Below are 21,102 nucleotides of genomic sequence, written 5' to 3' on the forward strand. Positions count from 1 at the left end.
TTATTCCATTCTAACTCTATGCAATCCTCTTAAATAATATGTAATATCTTGTATATTTTTATCTATCATTTGTTTATATTCGTCAGGTATATTCTGATCTCTTATAAGTTTGAACATTTCAAGTCCTTCCTGCAAATTACCGAACAAACTTATTCTAGCTGCATTTCTTAATATTCTTTTGTATTTAGAATAGTAAGTATTTTCAGGCATATTATCAAAACCATAAGTAATTACAAGTTTCTTTTCATAATCATCTATATCATCTAAGAGCTTCATTCTCATAGTAGGGGTTTCACTTGCTGGTTTTAATTGAGATTCAGGCTTAGCCAATTTAGCACTTTCTTTAGGAGCTTCAACTTTAACTGTGATATTAGGCTGCTGAGCTTGAGGAGCCTGTCCTATTTGCTGAGCAGAATCTGGAGAAGCTACTATAGATTGTCCGCCGGGAGGAGGAGTATATCCTTCATTTATTTCTACACGGCTGTTTTCTATTTTATCTATTATAGTGAAAGGTCTTTTATTTAAATTTTCATCTTTAGTACTGTCTGAATCTTCGAGTCTGTTTTCAACTAGATTTTCTAATTCTTCAGAGGCTCTGTTTAGTCTTTCTTCCCCTTCAGATAAAACAGATACAGCTTCTGGTTTTTCTTCAAGTTCGGACTCTTCTCTTTCTTTTGCTTTCTGCTCTCTGTAATCGTCCATAGCAGCACATAATAAAGTAGCTAATTTTGTAATACCTTCTTCTGTTTTTGCATTCATATTAGAAAGCAAATCGCCGCTTCCTTCACTATCTGCTTCATCATCATCATCTGTAATATAGCTTTTTTTCATTGTAGAAGCTATATCTTTAGCAGAACTTTTTATATCCCCTCTTATTTCTTTTAATTTCTCTTCTTCTTTTTTTAAGAGTTCTCTTTTTTTATCTAATGCTTTTGATTCTTTTTCTATCTGTTTTAATATTTTTAAATTTTCTTTATATTGTTCTTTATCTTCTTTAGAGAGCTTATTTGTATTTTTTTTAGCATTTTTTAATTCTGATACAGCTTCTCTTAATTTTGCTTTTAATTCTTTCTTTTCCTGTTCTGATTCTAATAACTGCTCTTTTAATGCTTTAATTTCTTTTAGAGCTTCTCTGTCTGTTTTAGCAGTTTTTGATGCGGTTTCAGTTTTTGATTTTATAGCTTCTTTTGCTTTTAGTTTCAGCTCTTCATTTTTTAATTCTATTTTTCTTTTTTCTTCTTCAAGCTTTTGATTAGTCTTTTCTAATTTTTCTAATCTTTTTTGAAGTTTATTTATTTCAGCATTACTGCTTTGACTTTTAGCAGGTATAGATTTTTTTGACTCTAAATCTTCTATTATTTTTTTGTATTTGTCTTCTATTTTCTTTTTTTGTATATCTACTACTTTTTTATATTTTTTATTAAGTTCAGCGATTTTTTCTTCAGATTGCTGCAATTTTAATTTTAATTCTTCAGATAATTCTTTGTATGAAATTCTGCCTGTAGTTTTTGCTTCTGATGAAGTTTTCTTAGTATCGGTTTTTTTTACAGCCATTATAAAGTACCTGCCATTATATTATAGTCCTTATTAGTATTAACGGAAAAAATTTAAATTTACTAATAAAAATATTTTTTTATTTACATAATATCATATTTCTGAAATAAAATTAATAGTTTTATGCTTGAAAAATATTTTTTATAATGGTATAATTTTCAGCAACAAAATAGTCTTTATGATATAAGAAATTAATTTTAAGGAAAAATATATATGAACGCTTTACTAACTTTAGGAATCATAGTTTATTCTATAATATGTGTACTATTAATATTGATAATCATTATACAAGGCGGTAAAGCTGAAGGTTTATTTTCGAGTGCTCAGGCTAATGTTTTGGGAAGCCAAAGAGGAAATGCCTTAAGTAAGGCTACTACTTTTCTTTCTACTATATTTATAGTAGGAGCTTTACTTATATCTGTTGCTATAAGCACTCAAAAAACCGCTTTTGAAAATGTTACGAATACTCCTGCTAATAATACAGCAAATACTACAGCTCCATTAACAGCACCTACTAATGCTGCCCCAACTATGGAAAATACAAACACTGTTTCTAATCAATAAATATAATTAATTTGACTAAAAATATATATTTACAAACTGAAACAATTTGTAAAATAGTAGTTTTTATTTATTTTTGTTAATTCAATAACTTAATATTGTATTTTGACTTTTTTGGTATTTATGCTATTTGTTTTGACTAGATTATTATCGAAACGAAGTATTATTTCTAGTTTATCAGCTTCTTTCCAATAATTTTTATCAAAGTTCAGATTGAATCCTATTCTTTGACCTACAGGAAATCTTATGTTATTAAAAGAACGATCTCCTGAAAATATTAATTTTCTATATTTGTATAATGAAAAAGAAGTTCTTAGTATTTCTATACTTTCAGAATTAGTATAATTGGAATTTTCAAGTTCTATAGTTGTTATTATGACATCATCAATAGACTGTGCTTTATTAATCTTTACTATTACATCAGTTTTAGGCTTTAAAGCTTCAAATAATGGTATATTATTAAAGAAACCTTTTTTATATAAAAGCATGCCGACTACTGCTAATGTTAGAAAAGTACCGTATAAAAACATAAACCATCTTCTTGCAAATATGCTTACTTCTCTTTTAGGGGCAGGAGGTTTTATATCTCTTTTAGCATAGAATTCTAATTCTTTTTGTTTAGGGTCGTAAACTTCTCTAGGCAAAATTTATATCCTTTTTAGTATTTTATATGAAATATTTGCTAAATCTTTAGGCTGAATATAGTCATTTCCGAATTTTTTTGATAATATATTAAAAGATTTAGCCTGTATTATCAATGCCAATTTTGAAGCATCTAGTATATTTAATCTTCTGGCAAGCAAAGCACCTATAAATCCTGCAAAAACATCTCCCATACCAGCTTTTCCCATAGATTCTCTAGGATTATAATTTATATATATATCATTTTCATACATCAGGAAACTTACTGCATCTTTTAATACTATTGAAGCATTTGTTTTTTGTCTGTATCTTAATAATGCCTGATATGGATTTTCTAATGCTTCTATATGATTTATTTGTGTAAGTTTTTCAAATTCATATATATGAGGTGTTATTATAAAATTATTTTTAAGTTCATTAAGAGTGCTTTCAAACATTAAATATAAAGCATCAGCATCTATAACAGTAGGTATGTTTATCTGCTTTAATATGCTGTTTACGAAAATTTCTGTGGACATATCTCTGCCTATACCTGAACCTATTATACAGGCATCGCTTTTATTTATATCATTTACTATTTCAATGTCATTTTCTGTGAAGAATTTTTGATTTTCTTCTCCAACTCCTATAATAACAATTTCAGGCATAGACGGTATTACAGCATCTCTTATATTTTTAACTATGCCTTTAGGTACATATAGTCTTATATAACCTACGCCTAATCTATAAGCAGCATTTACAGCTAAAACAGCAGCTCCTATATAATTATTGCTTCCTGCCACTATGGCAAGCATTCCCTGTTCTCTTTTACTGTATAGTGAGCTTCTATTTATATGTACCTTTTCATTATAATCTATTAATTTGGCCTTATATCCCCAATTATTTAGTATTTCATTAGGGAATATTGATTTTATTATGAATAATTTTCCTATATATTCTCTAGTTCTATATAAAAAGAATATATCTTTAGCAAAGCATATTGTGTAAGTTTCATGTGCTTTAAAACAAACATGTACATTGTCATAGTCATTTATTTTTGAGGCTAATCCTGAAGGTATATCTATTGCTATTCTAAGAACATCTAATTTATTTAAACTATCTATAAGAGTTTTTTGTATTCCTTCCAATGGTCTGTTTCCGCCTGTACCGAATAATGAATCCAATACTATAGATTTTCTTTCTATATTTTCAGCGGCTGATATAGCATCTTCTTCGCTTCCTAAGTAATTAATATCTATATTCATAGATTTTAATATATTAAAATTGGAGTATGTATCTTTATTAACTCTGTCAAGATTCCCTGTGATATATATCTTAACATCATATCCGTTTTTTATTAAATACCTAGCTATTGCAAGTCCGTCTCCTCCGTTTCCTCCTACAGATGAGAAAATATAAACTGTTTTTTGATATAATAATTTTCTATGTCTTTTTACAAGCAAATAAAATATTTCACTGGCTACATGCTCCATAAGAAGTATTGAAGGTATTTTTTCTATTGTTTTTTTGTCTATGTTAATTAGATCTTCTGTAGTTACAACTTTCATTTTTTTATTCCTAATGATTCCTTTATAATATCAAAAATAGATAAAACTATATTTTCATTTAATTGACCGTATTTAATAAGATCATTATATGTGGTGCTTATTGTGTTATTATTATTTAATATTTCTGTGTATATTTCTTTAGGCATAATATTTGAATTGTTTTTAAATACATTCAAATCATAGTATGCTGATAATTTTAATGCCCATAAAGCATGATTATATTTATTATCATTTGTTAGTACAGGATAAACATATATATAAGATTTTGATAATGTATTATTTAAGTATTTTATATCTTTTATAGAATAAAAATCTGCAATATTTCTATATGATATAGTGCTTCCTTTTCTTATAACATTACTTATTTTGAATTTATCATTATTATAAGCATATATTAAAGGCCAATATGTGGCATCTCCGTATAGAGTTTTTGCTATATCCCAATAATACATATCTTTTGATGTGATATATGTTAAGTTTGCAGAATCTATTTCATTAAAATATTCATTAACTATATCATAAAGTTTTCTATTTTCTATACTATTATCAGATATTATTCTACTACTGCTATAGTATATTGATGATGCTATGCCAAGTATAAATATTATTATTATTATGAGTATTACTCTTATTATGCCTACAAGCAGCATATTTTTGCTTTTAACATTGTTTTTATTCATAGTTTTATTTCCTGATTTTTTAATATTATTGTTTAGTTTTTCTTTATTATTTAGTAATTCCTTTTGTATATTTATTTCTGATAAGTTATTTTCTTTTTCGTCTTCTTTAGTGTTTGCATTAGTATCAGCATGCTCTAAGTCTTCTTTATCAAAATGATTAATATCAAGTAGTTCTTCTTTAGAATATTCTTTCATTTCAGGATAATCATTTTTGTCATTATCGGATGTATTATTATTATTTTCTTTTTCATCTTCTATATCTTTTTTTTCATTTAGTTTTTTTATCATACTATTTAAATCTATAGAATTATAATTTTTCCATATATTTCCTACGACATTGTTATCTATTGATTTGTTTTCTTCGTCTTTATTTTCTTCATCATTAATTTCAATAATTTCTTCAATTTCATCATCATCATTGTTATAACTTAATTTTTTATTTTTTATTTGACTATCCAATTCATCTAATATGTCTTCTGCTATTTCATTATTATGCAATTCTTTTATTTGGTTTTTTAAAAAAGCATCAGTTTCAAAATGATTATTTGAAAAAGTACCGAAGTTTTTTATATATACATCTTCTTCTTTTGATATATCTGCTATATTTTTGAATATGCTTTTATATATAGATTTTTCCAAAAAAATATTTTTTATATTATTATTTGTAACATTTAAAGATTCCAATGATTCATCAAAATTTTCATCTTCCTTATCTAATATAATATTGTTATTTTCATCTAAACTTAAAATACCAACCTTATAAATATAGAATCTATTTCCATTTAAAATAGATGATGTTATTTTTGAGAATAATTTTTGAATGATGCTTTCAGATTCATTATTTTCTATATTAAATTCATTTGATATATTTTCTAGCAATTTATTATTAGTATTAAGCATAATTATACCTTAAATTTTAATATAATTGCGATTATATATCAATTTAGAATAAATAAAAGCCTAATTTTTAATAAAATTAGGCTAAAAATAAAATATTTTCTTATAGATATTCTTTTAACCAATCTTTTAATTGAGCTTCATTTTTCATACCTTCAGCTCTTTTAATAACTTCTCCGCCTTTGAATACCATTAAAGTAGGTATAGACTGCACTCCATATTTAGCAGCAACCTCTTCAGCAGCATCAACATCAACAGCTCCGAAATTCATTTTATCAGAATATTGATCTGCTACTTTATGTAATACAGGAGTCTGCATTTTACAAGGTCCGCACCATTCAGCGAAAAAATCAACTAATATTGCTTTATCTCCAGATATAGCTGCTTCAAAATTATCTGTTTTTAATTCTTGTACTGACATATTTATTTCCCCTCGCTTATATTTATAATTTATTTAATTAGTATACTCTAACTTTATTAAAAGTCAATACCTTTTTTTATTTTTTTAAATATACCTATATATCGTATATTTTACTTGACTTATTTTTGTTTTTATATATAATAAGCTATCTTATTATAAGAATACTTACTATAAGGATACTTACCATTGGAGAATCTGCATTATTTATTAATGAAAGCCAATTCTATGTTTGCTCGTAAAGTGATGTACGAGGCAAATAAGATAGGGCTTACATCAGGTCAGCCTAAAATATTATATTTTTTATCTAGATTTGAAGAGGCTGATCAAAAAACTATAGCCAGCTATCTCGAAATAGAGCAGGCAACAGTAGGAAGCATACTGCTTGGTATGGAGAAATCTGGTCTTATAGAGAGAAAGCAAAGAGAAGGAAACAGACGCTCGCTTTATGTATTTTTGACAGAAAAAGGGGCAGAGGTTTCAAAGAAGATGGAAAAAATATTTGAGGATGCTGAGAATATTGCTACTGATAAATTGTCAGAAAAAGATAAAGAAAAATTAAAAAAACTGTTGATTGAAATGTGTAATTCATTAAAAGGAGTTTAATTTATGTTTAAGAAAATTTTAGAAAAGCGTATTATAGAAAGAACTATAATACTTTTAATAGGACTTTATATTATGTCTTTAGGCATAGCTTTTTCTATTAAAGCGTCGCTTGGTACTTCTCCTATTTCAAGCGTACCCTATGTTACAAGCTGCATATCAGGGCTTTCTGTGGGAGAAACTACAATTATTATTAATCTTGTATTTATACTAACACAAATACTGCTTCTTAGAAAGAAATATAATCCTTTTCAGCTTTTTCAAATACCGGCACTTATTTTATTTGGTATAATGATAGATATAAGCGGCTCTTTAATAAAAGACATAACATACAGCAATTATTTTCAGCAATGGGTATTATGTTTTATTGGAATAATTTTGGTAGGAGTGGGAGTGAGTATAGAAATTATGGTAAAACTTGTAACTACTCCGGGTGAAGGCGTTGTACTTGCTATATGCAAAGTTTTTCCTTTAAAATTTGGAAATACAAAAATTATGTTTGATGTTGTATTGGTATTGATTTCTTTAATAACAGTTTTGGTATTTTTAGGTCATTTAGAGGGGGTTAGGGAAGGGACTATAATAGCTGCAATTTTGGTAGGATTTATAGCAAAACATTTAAGTAAGCCTTTAAAACTTTTAGAGAACAAATATTTACTTAATGAATAAATAATAATAATAAATATTTATTTAGTTTATTTAGATAAAAAGCCATGTTTCTATTTTAAGCATGGCTTTTTATTAATATTATATTTTGTAGTCTTTATGCTATATTAAAATTGGTATATAAATTGTAATATAAGTTAAATTTATATGAATATTAAAAATGTTTATTTTGCACAAATAAAAAAGCCCTGTTTCATAAAAAACAGAGCTTATTATTTTTATGATTTTATATTATATTTTTTTGAATACTATAGAAGCATTATGTCCGCCGAAACCGAAAGAATTACTTATAGCATATTCTATTTTGTAATCCTGAGCAGTATTAGCAACAACATCTAAATCACATTCTGGGTCCTGATTTTCTACATTAATAGTAGGGTGTACTTTGCCTTCAATCATACTCATAATAGTTGCAATAGCTTCTATACCGCCTGCAGCACCTAAAGCATGTCCTGTCATAGATTTTGTAGAGTTAATTTTTATTTTTTTAGCATGATCTTCGCCTAAAGCCTTTTTAATAGCTTTAATTTCAGCAATATCTCCGACAGGAGTAGAAGTACCATGAGTATTAACATAGCTGATTTTATCAGGTGAGATTTTAGCACTTTCAATAGCTAAAGACATAGCCCTTGCTCCCATAGCACCGTCTTCTAAAGGAGCAGTGATATGATTAGCATCAGCAGTAAATCCATAACCGCAAACTTCAGCAATTATATTAGCATTTCTTTTTTTGGCATGTTCATACTCTTCAAGTATTAATATACCGGCACCCTCAGCTATAACAAAACCGTCTCTTCCTTTATCGAAAGGTCTTGATGCTTTTGAAGGCTCATCATTTCTAGTAGATAAAGCTCTGGCATTATTAAAACCAGCTATAGTAAGAGGATTAATAGTAGCTTCAGAACCGCCAACTACCATAATATCAGCTTCATTGTCTTTAATATGTTTGTAGCCTAAACCTATAGAATGATTTGAAGAAGCACAAGCAGTAACTGTACTGTAATTAGGTCCGTTCATACCATATTCCATAGATATTAAACCCGGTGTCATATTGATTATTTGCATAGGCACAAAAAAAGGCGATACTCTGCTAGGTCCGTCATTAAGTAAAACTTGATGGTTAGATAAAAGAGTAGTCATACCGCCAATACCGCTGCCAAGAACACAGCCGGCTCTTAAAGGATCAAATCCTGTTTTAGGTTCTATACCAGCCTGCTTAAATGCATGATGAGCGGCATATATTCCAAAATTAATAAAAGGGTCTAGTCTTCTTAACATTTTTTTATCAGAATAATAATCACCTTCTAATGGTAAAGCTTCAGCACCGATTTTGGTAATAAGCTGTTCTTTTTCAGGATCAAAATATTTACTTAATGTTTTTATTCCAGAAACACCATTAAGCAAGTTATCCCAAAATGTTTTTACATCATTTCCAAGAGAACTTACTATACCGAGTCCTGTAATTACAACTCTGCGTTCACTCATATATAAAACTCCTATGATTTTGAACTATACAAAAAATTTCCCGTAAAAGATATGATTCTATTTACGGGAAATTAAATAGTATAATTATTTTTTATGTTCTTCAATATATTTAGCAGCATCAGCTACATTTTTGATTTTTTCTTGATCTTCTTGAGGAATTTTGATTTCATAACGTTTTTCTAATTCCATGATTAATTCTACTAAATCAAGTGAATCAGCGTTTAAATCATCTACGAAAGAAGCTGTATCAGTGATTTTACTTTTGTCTGAGATGTTTAATTGATTAGCAACAACATCTTTAATTTCATCGATTAATGCCATTTTTAATCTCCTTAGTTATTTATATTTATTTATTATTTTTTTAATAAAGTGCATATTAGCACATTATAAGCTTTATAATTTTGTTGATTTTACATTGACATACCGCCGTCAACCGCTATCACTTCTCCTGTAATATAACTGCTCATATCAGAAGCTAAAAATAATACAAGATTAGATACATCTTCAGGTGTTCCTAATCTTTTTAATGGTGTAATACTCATAATTCCTTTTACAGTATCTTCCGGTAAAACTCCTGTCATATCTGTTTGTATGAATCCCGGGGCTATTGCATTTACGCATATATTTCTAGGGGCAAATTCTTTAGCCATAGATTTGGTCATTCCTATGATTCCAGCCTTAGCAGCGGAATAATTAACCTGTCCTGCATTTCCCATTTTTCCTATAACACTTGATATATTTATTATTTTGCCTTTTCTAGCTCTAAGCATAGTTTTAGCGGCTTCTCTTGACATATAGAAAGTACCTGAAAGATTTGTAGATATTACATCATTCCAAGCATTATCTTCCATTTGAAGTACTAACATATCTTTAGTGATGCCGGCATTGTTTACTAGTATATCAATAGAGCCGAACTTTTCTATTGTTTTAGCAACTACATCTTTACATGATTCGCTGGATTTTGCATCATGGCAAATTGCTAAAGTTTCAACATTGAAAGATGATTTTATTTCATCGGCTACTTGAGAGGCTTTTTCAAAGTTTGTAGCAGTGATTACAACATTAACTCCTTCTTTTGCTAAAGTTTCTGCTATTTTTTTTCCTATTCCTCTGCTTGAACCTGTTATTATAGCTGTTTTATTTTTAAGATTTAAGTCCATATTTACCCTTTTTGAAGTATATAAAGATATAGATATATAACAAAAAAATTTTTATTAGTTAAATATATGTTATATTAAAACAAAATATATTGAATTTGTCAAGCAAAAAATATCATTTTAAAATTTTCGACTTTTTTGGTTTAAAAGTCGAAGTACAAAAAACTCTGGAATTATAATTTTCCAAAGTTTTTGTGCTTTATTAATAATATTTATTTTTTAGTTTTTTTATTAACTTCTTTTTTAGATTCTTTTGATTTTGTTTCCTTTGTAGGTTTTACAGAAGGTTTTACTCCTTTTATCATATTCATAGCGGCTGTAATTAAGTCTTTAGCTTCTTTCTTACTTTTAGCTTCAGCAATAATTCTTACTATAGGTTCTGTATTTGATGAACGAACATGAAGCCAGCCTTGTTCTAAATCTATTTTTATACCGTCAATAGATGTTATTTTAGCTTTAGGGTACTCTTCTTTAATTTGCTTTAAGAATTTATCTTCATCTATTTTTGATACTTCTAATTTTTCTTTAACTATCTCATATTTTGGTATTTCATTTACAAGTTCAGTAATAGTTTTGCCTGTTTTTGCCATTAATTCCAATATTAATGCTATACCTAAAAGCGAATCTCTTCCCGGAGTAACAGCCGGAACTATTATTCCTCCGTTTCCTTCGCCTCCAAAGTATAATTTATTTTTTACAACATGTGAAGAAACATTTATTTCGCCTATTTTTGTTCTATCTACAGAATATCCTTTTTCTTTAGCTAAATCATCTATCATTCTTGAAGTAGATAAGTTTACAGCAGCATTTCCTTTACCTACAAGCCATAAATATTTAGCACATAAAGCCAAAGTATATTCTTCGCTTATTATAGTACCGTCATCAAGAACTAATGCAAGTCTGTCAGCATCAGGGTCCTGAGTAAATCCTATATTGACTTTATTCTTCTTAACTAAATCAGATAAACTTTTCATGCTGGCAGCAGAAGGTTCAGCAACATGGGCAAATTTTCCTGTATGTTCTTTATTGATAGAAATTTCTTTAACTCCCAATGCTTTAAGTAGAGGAGGAGTTGCAAATAAACCTGTTCCATTAACATAATCGCATGCAACTTTAAAATTGGCTTTTTTTATCTTTTCTGCATCTATCCATCTTAATATTCTTTTGATATGTTCTTCTATAGCATTGTCTATTTTCTCATAAGTGCCTGTTTCCAATGCTTTAACAAATCTTGATGCCTTTTTATCATAAAGCTTCATAAGTTCATTAACTGCTTTCTCATCTAAAAAATGTCCGCCTTTGCCTATAAGTTTTAATGCATTCCATTCTATAGGATTATGGCTTGCAGATATCATTATACCGCCATGTATTTTAAGTTTTTCCACCATATATAGAGCAGTAGGTGTCGGAGTTATACCTATATCTATTACATTTATACCTGATGCCATTAAAGTTGAAGCAACAGCATTTAATATAGATTCTCCTGTTATCCTTGTATCTCTTGCAACTAAAACTTTAGCTTTTTTTGGAAAAAGACATGCAAATGCAGCAGTATAATCCACTACAGTTCTTATATCTAAACCGTCTCCTATTATTCCTCTTATTCCTGATATGCTTGTTTTTAAAGTGGGCATTTAAAACTCCTGAAAAATTATATTAATATATTATAAAACAACTGCGTATAAAAGTAAAATGTTTTGCTTTTTATTTTATAATTTTTATTGATATTTAGTTCTTTATTTAGGCATTCTATATTTAAGATTATCATATATTGCTTGAATATTAATTTTTACTATATATAGCAAAAAATATTTTGTTTAAATAAATTTAACAACTAACATAGATCCGTAAATTTATTAAGATGCAATTAAAAATATATAACATAAAAACATATTCTTTATGTTAGTACATAATTAAAAATACATCATACTATGATGATGAGTGTTGCTTAGTCTGTTAATACAGTTTCTGTATTCTATTATAAGACTTTTTATATCTGTTATATTAATATAACCGTCTGATGATACTGATACTCCTCTTACTCTGTTTAATTCTCTTTCTATAAGTTTTACATCTTTTATATTCATTAAAGTTTTTATATCATTTAATGTATATAATAAATTCACAGAATTAACATCTTCAGGTAATATTTCTGTTTTTAACATATAATAAAGTGTTATAAGCAGTTTTGATAGTAAATCATCTACACTAAGAACCATTAACTTTAATATGGTATTTCTTATTTTTACACTTACCATTTTTATATAGTAGAGACTTAGCTCAGGATCATTTTCTGTAATATTTATTAATTCTTTTTTAGTTAGTACTTTTATATAAGAATCTTCCAAAGCAACAGCACAGGTTGAAAGAGGCTGATACTGCAAAACAGGCTTGTATCCGTCTATCATATTGTTTTTTGAATAAATGGCTCTTGTAACTTGTCCTAAATTTACTATGTTGTATATTCCTATTTCTCCTGATTTTATAATATAAAGTTTATTTGTGTATTCCAATTCTGTATACAAACAATATCCTTTTTTATAATAGTATACATTATCATCATTTTTTTGAGGCTCTTCTATAGGAGTCATTTCTGATAATTTATCTTTTACATCATCAGCATTCTCTGGAAATAGCTTCATATATTCATTATAAAGTTTATATGCTACATGTTTAAATTCATTTTTTTTGTAAATATCTGCCATATTCATTATTTCTTCTTTGGTTCTTATCTTAGCAATTTCTTTATTTTCTGAAAGCAGCATATAATATCTTCCAAGCCAAGTTTCAAATGAAGCATCTAAATTTGCAGCTATTTTTACCATTAACTCTTCATTTTTTGTCTTAATTACCTCTGTTATATCTACTTCTATAGCTTCCACATCTTCCATAGCTTTTACATTAAAGAAATAAGGTTCATTTAATAAAATATTTACTAACCCTAAAATATCTCCTTGATTGAACTCCACATTATAGTTAAAAGTACCATAAGATATGGCTTTGCCCTTTGTTATTATGTAAAAGACATCTTTTGGTATTTGATCTTTAATATAAATTATAGTTGATTTTTTAAAATGTGCTGTATTATATTTGTGCATATATTTTATCCGTATAACAGTTATATTATTTTATTCTAATTCATTATTATTATTAGTCAATATTCAGTTTTTATTTTTTATTTATCATATTGAGTTTTTTTGTAAAAATCACAGTTTACACAATGATCATTTATTATCCCTATAGCTTCTAAATAGCTGTATATAATAATACTTCCTACAAATTTAAATCCTCTCTTTATCATATCTTTACTTATAGTATCTGATAATTCATTTTTTGCCGGAAGTGGATCTTCATCGCATAATTTATTGTCTATTTGTTTTCTATTAGTAAAAGACCATATATATTTGTCAAAACTTCCATATTCTTTTTGTACTTCTATAAATTTATTTGCATTTACTATAAGAGCATTAATTTTTCTTTTATTTCTTATTATTCCTTTATTATTTAAAAGCTCTTCTATTTTTTTTCATCATATTTAGATATTTTTTTGTAATCAAAATTATCAAATGCTTTTCTCATATTTTCTCTTTTTTCTAATATGCATCTCCAGCTAAGACCTGCCTGCATATTTTCTAGTATCAGCATTTCAAATAATTTTCTTTCATCGTGGCATATTCTGCACCATTCTTCATTATGGTATTTAATCTCTATTTCGCTTTTAGCCCATTTGCATATTGTCTGCATAATTAAAAACATTTTCCTATTTATAATTTTATTCTATATTTATTGAAACTTCCGCATCATCAACTTTTATATTATAATTTCCATTTTTTAAACTTGAAGAATAATTATCTTTTTGTCCGAATATATTAACTATTTTTTCTCCATTGTATTCTATTACACACCAATTTTTTATATTGCTGATATTAATATAATATTGATTATTGCTTTTGTATATTTCTATATTTTTATAAACATAAATATCTTTGATTTTACTATCTTCTTCTCCTCTTGAAGATAATGGAGTCAATTTGCTGAAATAAAGCATATAATCAATTATGCTGTCTTTTATATTAATAATTGGCTTTATTTTAACTTCTTTAAGCATATCAGAATCTTCTATATTTTCCATAAGAAATAAATCATTTCTTAGAGAGCTTACTTCTCTTTGTAAGTCAGCATTCAATTCAAGTTCTTTTAGAAAATCATCAGATACTTTAATGCCATTAACATAGTTTATAATTTCTTCTTTTGTATAATTATATTTGCTCATATTATAAGTCCAATAAATTATTAAAATGCTCTTTTAAACTGGTTTTTATTTTATTTATAATTTTTGTAACTGCATTGTTTGTAATATTTAAAAGTTTTGCTATAAACTCATAAGGTACATTTATTTTTATAGAATGCAGTTTCTTAATATAATTTTGTTTTTTACTCGCTAAATGTACTGTGAAAAGTCCTCTTTTATTGTTGATTTCTATTTGTGCATTTATTTTTGCTATTTTATCCTGCTGCTTTATTATTTCATTATATTTCTTTATGTATGTTGCTCTTGCTTTCTCTATTATTGAATATGCTTCTTCATAATTTATATTAAAATATTTCATTAGAGGCTGTATTATAAGATTTATAAATAATTCTAAATTATGTATAAAAAATGCTATTGAATCTCTCTTGCTGAATTCTTTTTCTATATAATTAAACATATTAAGCGAGAGTTTTTCGATATCGCTTTCATTATAATCATTAGTATACTCATTCATAACATAAGATTTACTATCATAGAGTACATCATGCAATGTTAATGCCTCCTTACCGCATAATGGAGCATCTATTGATATTTCTTGTTTTTTGTATTTATCTTTTCTTTTTTTATGATCCAAGAAATTTAAATAATGGCTTCTTAATGTATATGTAAACCAAGTGATAAATTTGGCATCTGTTTCATTATATTTTATTATTATATTATCTATTCTCTCTATATAATATGAATAGAATTCTAAAGCATCATCATGAAATACTCCGAAAACTTTTCTAGGATAATTATAAATATAATTGGACAAATGCTCATTAATTTCTTTTAAAGTTTCAATACTTCTAGCAGCTTTATATTCCAGAATCAGCTTCTTTATAAATACATCATCTATCATCATTATCCTCGTATTTTAATATATTAGCAAATATTTCTTTCATTCTCTCATCTTTTATACCCGATTCTCTTATAGTATTCTCTATCCATTCTTTATGTTCTTTTGTTAATTCTTTTTCTTCTTCTTTTTTATCTTTATTATTTGTATTTTCTGTTATTTTATTATTAACTTCACCAATTCTAGTTTTTAGTTCTACTACTTCTATATTAGTTTCTTTTTTTATATTTTTGAATATATTGTTTCTGTTCATAAATATTTCATTAGCCCATACACTATCAGTTATAGTTACAGTGAGAACGGCATTTCTGTAAAATGACGGATAGCATATTTTGGAAAGTACTTCTCCCATAATATCATCCCATTTTTGAGATATTTTTATGTAATTTGCTAAATTAATATTTTGATATAATTTTCTATCTGAGTACTCTTCTAATGTCTTTTTTATTGTATGCATTTATAAATCCTTACGATATAATGATACAATAATTTTTTATATAATCAATATCATTAATTATTAGTTTGCTGCGTATTGGTTTGAGAAATTGTGATATTGGTATCGGCAGTATTTGCTGCTGTATCATTTGTATTTATTATTATATTATTGGTATTGATGATATCATTTGTCATTACAGTGTTTGTTGCTAATTCAATCATATCCATTTCTATTGGTTTAACTTCAACATCTTCATCGTATGTTATTATTGTATTGTTTTGATTTGTATTAATCGGTTTATTTTCTTCCAATAAATTAGAGATACTATTTGTATTTCCTGATATTCTAGCTAATATATTTTTATTTCTATCTATTGAATCTTTTAATCCTCTGTAGTTAGGATTTATTTTATATGCTTCCTGATAAGTATTAAGTGCTGAGCTAAAATTTTTATCTCTTTCATAAGTGGCGGCAAGATTTACCATATATACTACATTATTCGGACTGTAAACTGTAGCTTTTAAAAATGAAGATTCAGCTTGTTTATAATCTTCTACATATAAATATAAAAGACCGAGAAAATTATTCATGTAAGCATCATTAGGTTTTAGACTTATAGAATATCTTATAGAATCTATAGCCTTATTTGTATCTCCTAATTTATAAAGAGCATATCCCTTTTGGAAATGCAGTTTAGAGGAAAAACTATTTACTATTATACCGCTTCTTGCTGCTCTAAGCATATTGGTATAATCTTTTAGATTCATGTAGGAATTAGCTAAATTTTCAAAATATTCTATTTTAAGAATAGGAGAATATTCTATTTCATATTCAAATAATTCAGCGGCTTTTTTATAATTTTTGGCATTATAATATCTGTATGCATTAGATAAATTTTTCCTGTCATATTTGAATACATCATTTGTCTGAGAATATAATGATAATGTAACTAAAGAAAAAAGTATAAAAATTAGCTTATTAACGTCCATCTTTTTTGAAACTTTGCAGTCTGAAATCGTTTATCATAGCATTGGCATAAGCTATAGTGGCATCATACATTTCTTCTTTGGTTTTTCCTTTGAAAAAATTATATACTCTAGGCGATTGTACATTTAAATAATCAGGAAGAACTATTTCTCCGTCGCTGCTTGCTTTGAGAGCTAATGGTTTTATGTTGTTCATTTTTTCAATGAATGCATGAAGGAAGAAGCCTGATTCTTTAAGTATGAATTGTTCTGCCCTGCTTGAGTTTTCTTTTTTGTTTAAAGCAAAAACATAGTCAGCAAATATTTGAGGTACTTTACTTTCTCCAACAGGAATTATAAATTTTTGGAATTGATTATCATAGTCTTTTATAGCAGTTTCTACAACATAATCACTTGCAGGTCCGCATGAAAAATATCTAATAACAGAAAAACAATTATACAATTCTTTGAAAGCTCCGTATAAATGGCAAATTTCCTGATCCGCTTTAGGATGTATGTCTTCCAAAGGATATTTTTCTGTAGCACTTTTGAATTTTTCTATCATATTATCTACTTTATTCATAAAAGAATTTTCTTTAGCTTTTTCTTCTTCAGCTTTTTTCTCTGTCTTTCTAATTCTCTTTCTCTTAAAGTAGTTTTTATATCTTCTAAAATTTTTATTTCAACAATTAAAAAATTTGATAAATCTTGTCTGTTTTGCAATGCTTCTCTGTATCTGTCATTAAAACTGTTTACATTATATATTTTATTACCATATTTTTCAGCACCTTGTTCATATTCAGTTCTTATTTTTGTTAAAGTTGCATTAATTTCTTTGTCGCTTAAACTTGCCATTGAAACCTCCCTTATGAAAAGTATTACTTTAATATGTAAAAATTATTATAAATTATCTGTTATCATAATATATCGAAAAATCTTTACAATAGATTATACAATTTTTTTAAAATAAATCTAGTATAAAGAAATATCATAATATTGATTTATATTTTAAGGCAGCATTTTTTAGATGCTATAAAAACTTATATAAAGAGGAATTTTATCATTATAGTGCAATTTATTTATCTATCATTATATTAAGTATTTCTATATCTGTACTTTTCATACCTTCTTTAGCCATTCTTCCTATACTATCAATAGTTGCTTCTATATCATTTTTTACAAGTCCGTCTCCGGCTTTAAATACCTTTCCGTCTCTAGCCAAATTGAAAGCTAATATACCGCAGTCAACGGCTTCAGCAATCTTTGAAGCACATGAAGATTTAGCTCCATCGCAAACCATACCCCCTATTGTACATAATGCATTTGTTATTGTATTGCAAATAACATTATAATCACAGTCATGCAAATATGCTATTGCCGAGGCAGAACCTGTAGCAGCACATACAACACCACAGAATGCAGATAATTTGCCTATATGCTTTTTTTGAAGTATAGCTATCAAATTTGAAAGCACTAAGGCTCTGTATAGTTTTTCTTCAGATACTTTCATATATTCAGCATATTTTATTACAGGAACAGATACAGTTATACCCTGATTTCCGCTTCCGGAATTAGTAACTACAGGCATAGAACATCCGCCCATTCTGGCATCCGAACCTGCAGAAGCGTAAGCCTTAGCTTTATTTATTATATCATCTCCATAATATTGCATTAATGTTTTTCCTACACCAGAACCGTAATCATTTTTCAGTCCTTCTTCTGCTATACTGTAATTAAGTTCTATCTGTCTTTTTATAGTGTCCTTAATATCATCTATATTAACTTCATTGGCAAAAGTAAGTATATCTTTTATATTTAGAGTTTCTCTTATATCTTCTTCTTTTTTATTTGAGGAACTATCAGAATTTAATAGTTTTTCACCATTTTTAATAATTTTTGTAATATTAGTATGGGAATTTTTTATTTCTATTAAGGCATTTGTATCTTTATATACTGCTTCTATTATGATATGAAGGTTTTCATCTCCTTCTATTAATTCGCAGGTGCAGAATTTTTTATTTAAGAGTTCTTTTGTTTTATGTATGTCATCTTGTTTTACAGAAGATAAAACTTCTAGATTTTTGCTTGCATCTCCTCCAATCAATCCCAAAATAGCCGCAGTATCTATTCCTTTTAAGCCGCCTGAATTTGGTACAGTTACCCCTTTGACATTTTTTATAATGTTTCCGCTGCATTTTACAGTTATATGTTCTGGTATATTTCCAATTATTTCTCTGATTTTAGCACCTGCAAAAGCTATTGCTATCGGTTCTGTGCATCCTAGTGCCGGTATTAATTCTTCTTTTAAAATATTAATATAATTACTGTATAAAGTTCTGTCCATAAAATTAAATCCTACTTTTATTATTATATTATTGTTTTTTATCAAAATCAATTATTTTAATGATTATTTATTTTAGTTTTAAAAAAAATTTACGATTTATATTCTATATATTTAACATAAAATATTATTTTTTTAGAATAACTATATTTATGGTATTGATTTTTTTTTATTTTATGATATTTATAACAGATAATTTTTGAGAGATTTAGTATGATACCTAGATTACATTTAAAAATAGTAGCAAGATTTAGAGAAGTTTTTGGGCATAAAGGCGATACAAAGCTTTATTTTGCTCCGGGAAGAGTTACAGTTATAGGAGAGCTTATAGATTATTCAGACGGGGATACTATAACTTCTGCTATAGACAGAGGAACATATATAGTAGCTAGAAAAAGACCTGATAATAAAGTGAATATATATGCCCATTCTTTTAAAGCTAGAAAATCATTTACATTAGATGATTTAGAAAAGAATAAAGAAGATGAGTGGGCTATTTATTTTAAAGGTGTTTATTCTGTACTTTTGGAAAAAGAATATAAAATACATGGTATGGATATATTTGTATATACAGATTTACCTTTTAATACATCTTTGGCATCATCCAGCTCATTATGTGCTTGTTTAACTTTTGCTGCTTTAGATATAAACAATATTAAAGATGTTGACAATATAGAAATGGCAAAATTATCTTATGAAGGCGAAATTAAGTATGCCTCTCATAGAACATCTTTAAGCGATCATGTTACAATATTTTTAGCCAAAGAGAATACTTTATTTTTCTTTAATATGAAAACACTTAAATATGAATATTTTGATTTCAATTTAGGTGATTATTGTATGGCGGTTATTAATAGTAATAAGAAAAGAACTTCCAGCGATGGGGAGTACAATGCCAGAAAAAGAGAATGTGAAAATGCATTAAAGAAACTCAAAGAAAAGAAAAGTTCTTTAAAATCATTATCTGATTTGAAAGTTAAAGATGCTGATTTTATTAAAGAAACTTTGCAGAATAAGGAACAAAGAAGGGCTTTATATGTTTCTGCTGAGCAGGATAGAGTTAATCAGGCAGTTAAAGCTATTAAAAAGGGTTCAGTTAAAGATTTAGCTAATTTGATACTTAAAACCCATGATGGTTTGAGTAAATTATATGAAGTTTCTACTGCAGAATTGGATATTTTGGTTGAAGAGGCTATGAGTATGGATGGTGTTTTGGGGGCTAGAATGATAGGTACAGGTTTCGGCGGCGGCGTTTTAATGTTCCTCAAAAAAACTGAAGTTGAAAATGTTATAGAAAATTTATATACGCGTTATAAAGAAAGAACTAGAAGAGATGCTGATGTTTATATATTAAAACTATCCAGCGGTACTAGAATTTTACCTACGGAAGAGTAATTTTTAATAAAAAATATTTCTTTTAAGTATTATATTTTTTATAGTGCTTATAAAGTATAAATATAGCGTTTTTGTATTATAGCAATTAAGAATTTAATGTATTAATATTTATTTATATTGTGAAATAATCAGATATAAACGAGCAGATTATAACTGAAGTTATAATCTATTTTCAGCGAGTTTATATCGTAAACAATAGCCAAGATATAAATGAGCAGATTATAACTGAAGTTATAATCTATTTTCAGTGAGTTTATATCGTAAACAATAGCCGAGATATAAACGAGCAGATTATAACTTTAGTTGCAATCTATTTTCAGCGAGTTTATATCGTAAACAATAGCCGAGATATAAATGAGCAGATTATAACTGAAGTTATAATCTATTTTCAGCGAGTTTATATCGTAAACAATAGCCGAGATATAAATGAGCAGATTATAACTGAAGTTATAATCTATTTTCAGCGAGTTTATATCGTAAACAATAGCCGAGATATAAACGAGCAGATTATAACTTTAGTTGCAATCTATTTTCAGCGAGTTTATATCGTAAACAATAGCCGAGATATAAATGAGCAGATTATAACTGAAGTTATAATCTATTTT

The 21,102-nt window shown here is 27.2% G+C and carries 21 protein-coding genes and 1 pseudogene; 4 read left to right on the plus strand and 18 right to left on the minus strand.

Annotation, left to right across the window (positions count from 1 at the left end; translation table 11 throughout):
- On the minus strand, positions 1–1,554 hold the full coding sequence (locus BHAMNSH16_RS11550) for a coiled-coil domain-containing protein (protein ID WP_069731547.1): 1,554 nt from the start codon (positions 1,552–1,554) through the stop codon (positions 1–3).
- A gap of 213 nt (positions 1,555–1,767) precedes the next feature.
- Here BHAMNSH16_RS11550 and secG point away from each other — a divergent pair, with 213 nt between their 5' ends.
- Positions 1,768–2,118, plus strand: coding sequence for a preprotein translocase subunit SecG (gene secG, locus BHAMNSH16_RS11555; RefSeq protein WP_008727482.1), 351 nt, complete (start codon positions 1,768–1,770; stop codon positions 2,116–2,118).
- Positions 2,119–2,207: 89 nt separating this feature from the next.
- On the opposite strand, the gene BHAMNSH16_RS11560 is transcribed toward secG, so the two are convergent.
- The 4 genes from BHAMNSH16_RS11560 to trxA form a co-directional block, all read right to left on the minus strand.
- The gene (locus tag BHAMNSH16_RS11560) at positions 2,208–2,759 is read right to left on the minus strand and encodes a hypothetical protein (protein ID WP_008727483.1); all 552 of its coding nucleotides are present in this window, start codon (positions 2,757–2,759) and stop codon (positions 2,208–2,210) included.
- Between the two features lie 3 nt (positions 2,760–2,762).
- The gene (locus BHAMNSH16_RS11565) at positions 2,763–4,304 is read right to left on the minus strand and encodes an NAD(P)H-hydrate dehydratase (RefSeq protein WP_008727484.1); all 1,542 of its coding nucleotides are present in this window, start codon (positions 4,302–4,304) and stop codon (positions 2,763–2,765) included.
- Complete coding sequence (locus BHAMNSH16_RS11570) at positions 4,301–5,884, minus strand: LysM peptidoglycan-binding domain-containing protein (RefSeq protein ID WP_069731546.1); 1,584 nt, start codon at positions 5,882–5,884, stop codon at positions 4,301–4,303. The genes BHAMNSH16_RS11565 and BHAMNSH16_RS11570 overlap by 4 nt, the downstream gene beginning before the upstream one ends.
- Positions 5,885–5,984: 100 nt before the next feature.
- Positions 5,985–6,302 (minus strand): thioredoxin, encoded by a 318-nt coding sequence (gene trxA / locus BHAMNSH16_RS11575; RefSeq protein WP_008727069.1) that lies wholly within the window; start codon positions 6,300–6,302, stop codon positions 5,985–5,987.
- 210 nt (positions 6,303–6,512) lie between these two features.
- On the opposite strand from trxA, the gene BHAMNSH16_RS11580 reads away from it, so the two are divergent.
- Both BHAMNSH16_RS11580 and BHAMNSH16_RS11585 read left to right on the plus strand, forming a co-directional pair.
- Complete coding sequence (locus BHAMNSH16_RS11580) at positions 6,513–6,905, plus strand: MarR family winged helix-turn-helix transcriptional regulator (protein WP_008727072.1); 393 nt, start codon at positions 6,513–6,515, stop codon at positions 6,903–6,905.
- A gap of 3 nt (positions 6,906–6,908) precedes the next feature.
- Positions 6,909–7,571, plus strand: coding sequence for a YczE/YyaS/YitT family protein (locus BHAMNSH16_RS11585; RefSeq protein ID WP_008727075.1), 663 nt, complete (start codon positions 6,909–6,911; stop codon positions 7,569–7,571).
- Positions 7,572–7,799: 228 nt separating this feature from the next.
- On the opposite strand, the gene fabF is transcribed toward BHAMNSH16_RS11585, so the two are convergent.
- The 13 genes and pseudogenes from fabF to BHAMNSH16_RS11645 form a co-directional block, all read right to left on the minus strand.
- Entirely contained in the window at positions 7,800–9,053 is a 1,254-nt protein-coding gene (gene fabF / locus BHAMNSH16_RS11590) for a beta-ketoacyl-ACP synthase II (protein ID WP_008727077.1), read from the minus strand.
- Between the two features lie 84 nt (positions 9,054–9,137).
- Positions 9,138–9,374, minus strand: a complete 237-nt coding sequence (acpP, locus tag BHAMNSH16_RS11595) for an acyl carrier protein (protein WP_008724300.1) — start codon at positions 9,372–9,374, stop codon at positions 9,138–9,140.
- Between the two features lie 89 nt (positions 9,375–9,463).
- Positions 9,464–10,213: a 3-oxoacyl-[acyl-carrier-protein] reductase gene (fabG, locus tag BHAMNSH16_RS11600; RefSeq protein WP_008727079.1), complete on the minus strand. Its 750-nt coding sequence runs from the start codon at positions 10,211–10,213 to the stop codon at positions 9,464–9,466.
- Between the two features lie 209 nt (positions 10,214–10,422).
- Complete coding sequence (gene glmM / locus BHAMNSH16_RS11605) at positions 10,423–11,844, minus strand: phosphoglucosamine mutase (RefSeq protein WP_008727081.1); 1,422 nt, start codon at positions 11,842–11,844, stop codon at positions 10,423–10,425.
- Positions 11,845–12,123: 279 nt separating this feature from the next.
- The gene (locus BHAMNSH16_RS11610) at positions 12,124–13,308 is read right to left on the minus strand and encodes a cyclic nucleotide-binding domain-containing protein (protein ID WP_008727083.1); all 1,185 of its coding nucleotides are present in this window, start codon (positions 13,306–13,308) and stop codon (positions 12,124–12,126) included.
- Positions 13,309–13,385: 77 nt separating this feature from the next.
- Positions 13,386–13,954, minus strand: a pseudogene (locus BHAMNSH16_RS11615) (DNA-3-methyladenine glycosylase I).
- A gap of 28 nt (positions 13,955–13,982) precedes the next feature.
- Positions 13,983–14,483, minus strand: a complete 501-nt coding sequence (locus BHAMNSH16_RS11620) for a hypothetical protein (protein ID WP_008732363.1) — start codon at positions 14,481–14,483, stop codon at positions 13,983–13,985.
- Between the two features lies 1 nt (position 14,484).
- Positions 14,485–15,363, minus strand: a complete 879-nt coding sequence (locus tag BHAMNSH16_RS11625) for a sigma-70 family RNA polymerase sigma factor (RefSeq protein ID WP_069731544.1) — start codon at positions 15,361–15,363, stop codon at positions 14,485–14,487.
- Positions 15,353–15,817: a DciA family protein gene (locus BHAMNSH16_RS11630; RefSeq protein WP_008727511.1), complete on the minus strand. Its 465-nt coding sequence runs from the start codon at positions 15,815–15,817 to the stop codon at positions 15,353–15,355. The genes BHAMNSH16_RS11625 and BHAMNSH16_RS11630 overlap by 11 nt, the downstream gene beginning before the upstream one ends.
- 53 nt (positions 15,818–15,870) lie before the next feature.
- Positions 15,871–16,785 carry a tetratricopeptide repeat protein gene (locus BHAMNSH16_RS11635; protein WP_069731543.1) on the minus strand — a complete coding sequence of 305 codons (915 nt, stop codon included), beginning with the start codon at positions 16,783–16,785 and terminating at the stop codon, positions 15,871–15,873.
- Complete coding sequence (locus BHAMNSH16_RS11640) at positions 16,775–17,344, minus strand: hypothetical protein (RefSeq protein ID WP_241033614.1); 570 nt, start codon at positions 17,342–17,344, stop codon at positions 16,775–16,777. Before BHAMNSH16_RS11640 ends, BHAMNSH16_RS11635 begins: the two co-directional genes overlap by 11 nt.
- Entirely contained in the window at positions 17,341–17,616 is a 276-nt protein-coding gene (locus tag BHAMNSH16_RS14680) for a hypothetical protein (RefSeq protein ID WP_241033615.1), read from the minus strand. The genes BHAMNSH16_RS11640 and BHAMNSH16_RS14680 overlap by 4 nt, the downstream gene beginning before the upstream one ends.
- A 220-nt stretch (positions 17,617–17,836) precedes the next feature.
- The gene (locus BHAMNSH16_RS11645) at positions 17,837–19,105 is read right to left on the minus strand and encodes an L-cysteine desulfidase family protein (protein WP_008727309.1); all 1,269 of its coding nucleotides are present in this window, start codon (positions 19,103–19,105) and stop codon (positions 17,837–17,839) included.
- Between the two features lie 210 nt (positions 19,106–19,315).
- On the opposite strand from BHAMNSH16_RS11645, the gene galK reads away from it, so the two are divergent.
- Positions 19,316–20,497, plus strand: coding sequence for a galactokinase (galK, locus tag BHAMNSH16_RS11650; RefSeq protein WP_008727308.1), 1,182 nt, complete (start codon positions 19,316–19,318; stop codon positions 20,495–20,497).
- Positions 20,498–21,102 lie beyond the last annotated feature (605 nt).

The sequence above is a fragment of the Brachyspira hampsonii genome (assembly GCF_002214805.1).
GTDB classification, from domain to species: Bacteria; Spirochaetota; Brachyspiria; order Brachyspirales; family Brachyspiraceae; genus Brachyspira; species Brachyspira hampsonii.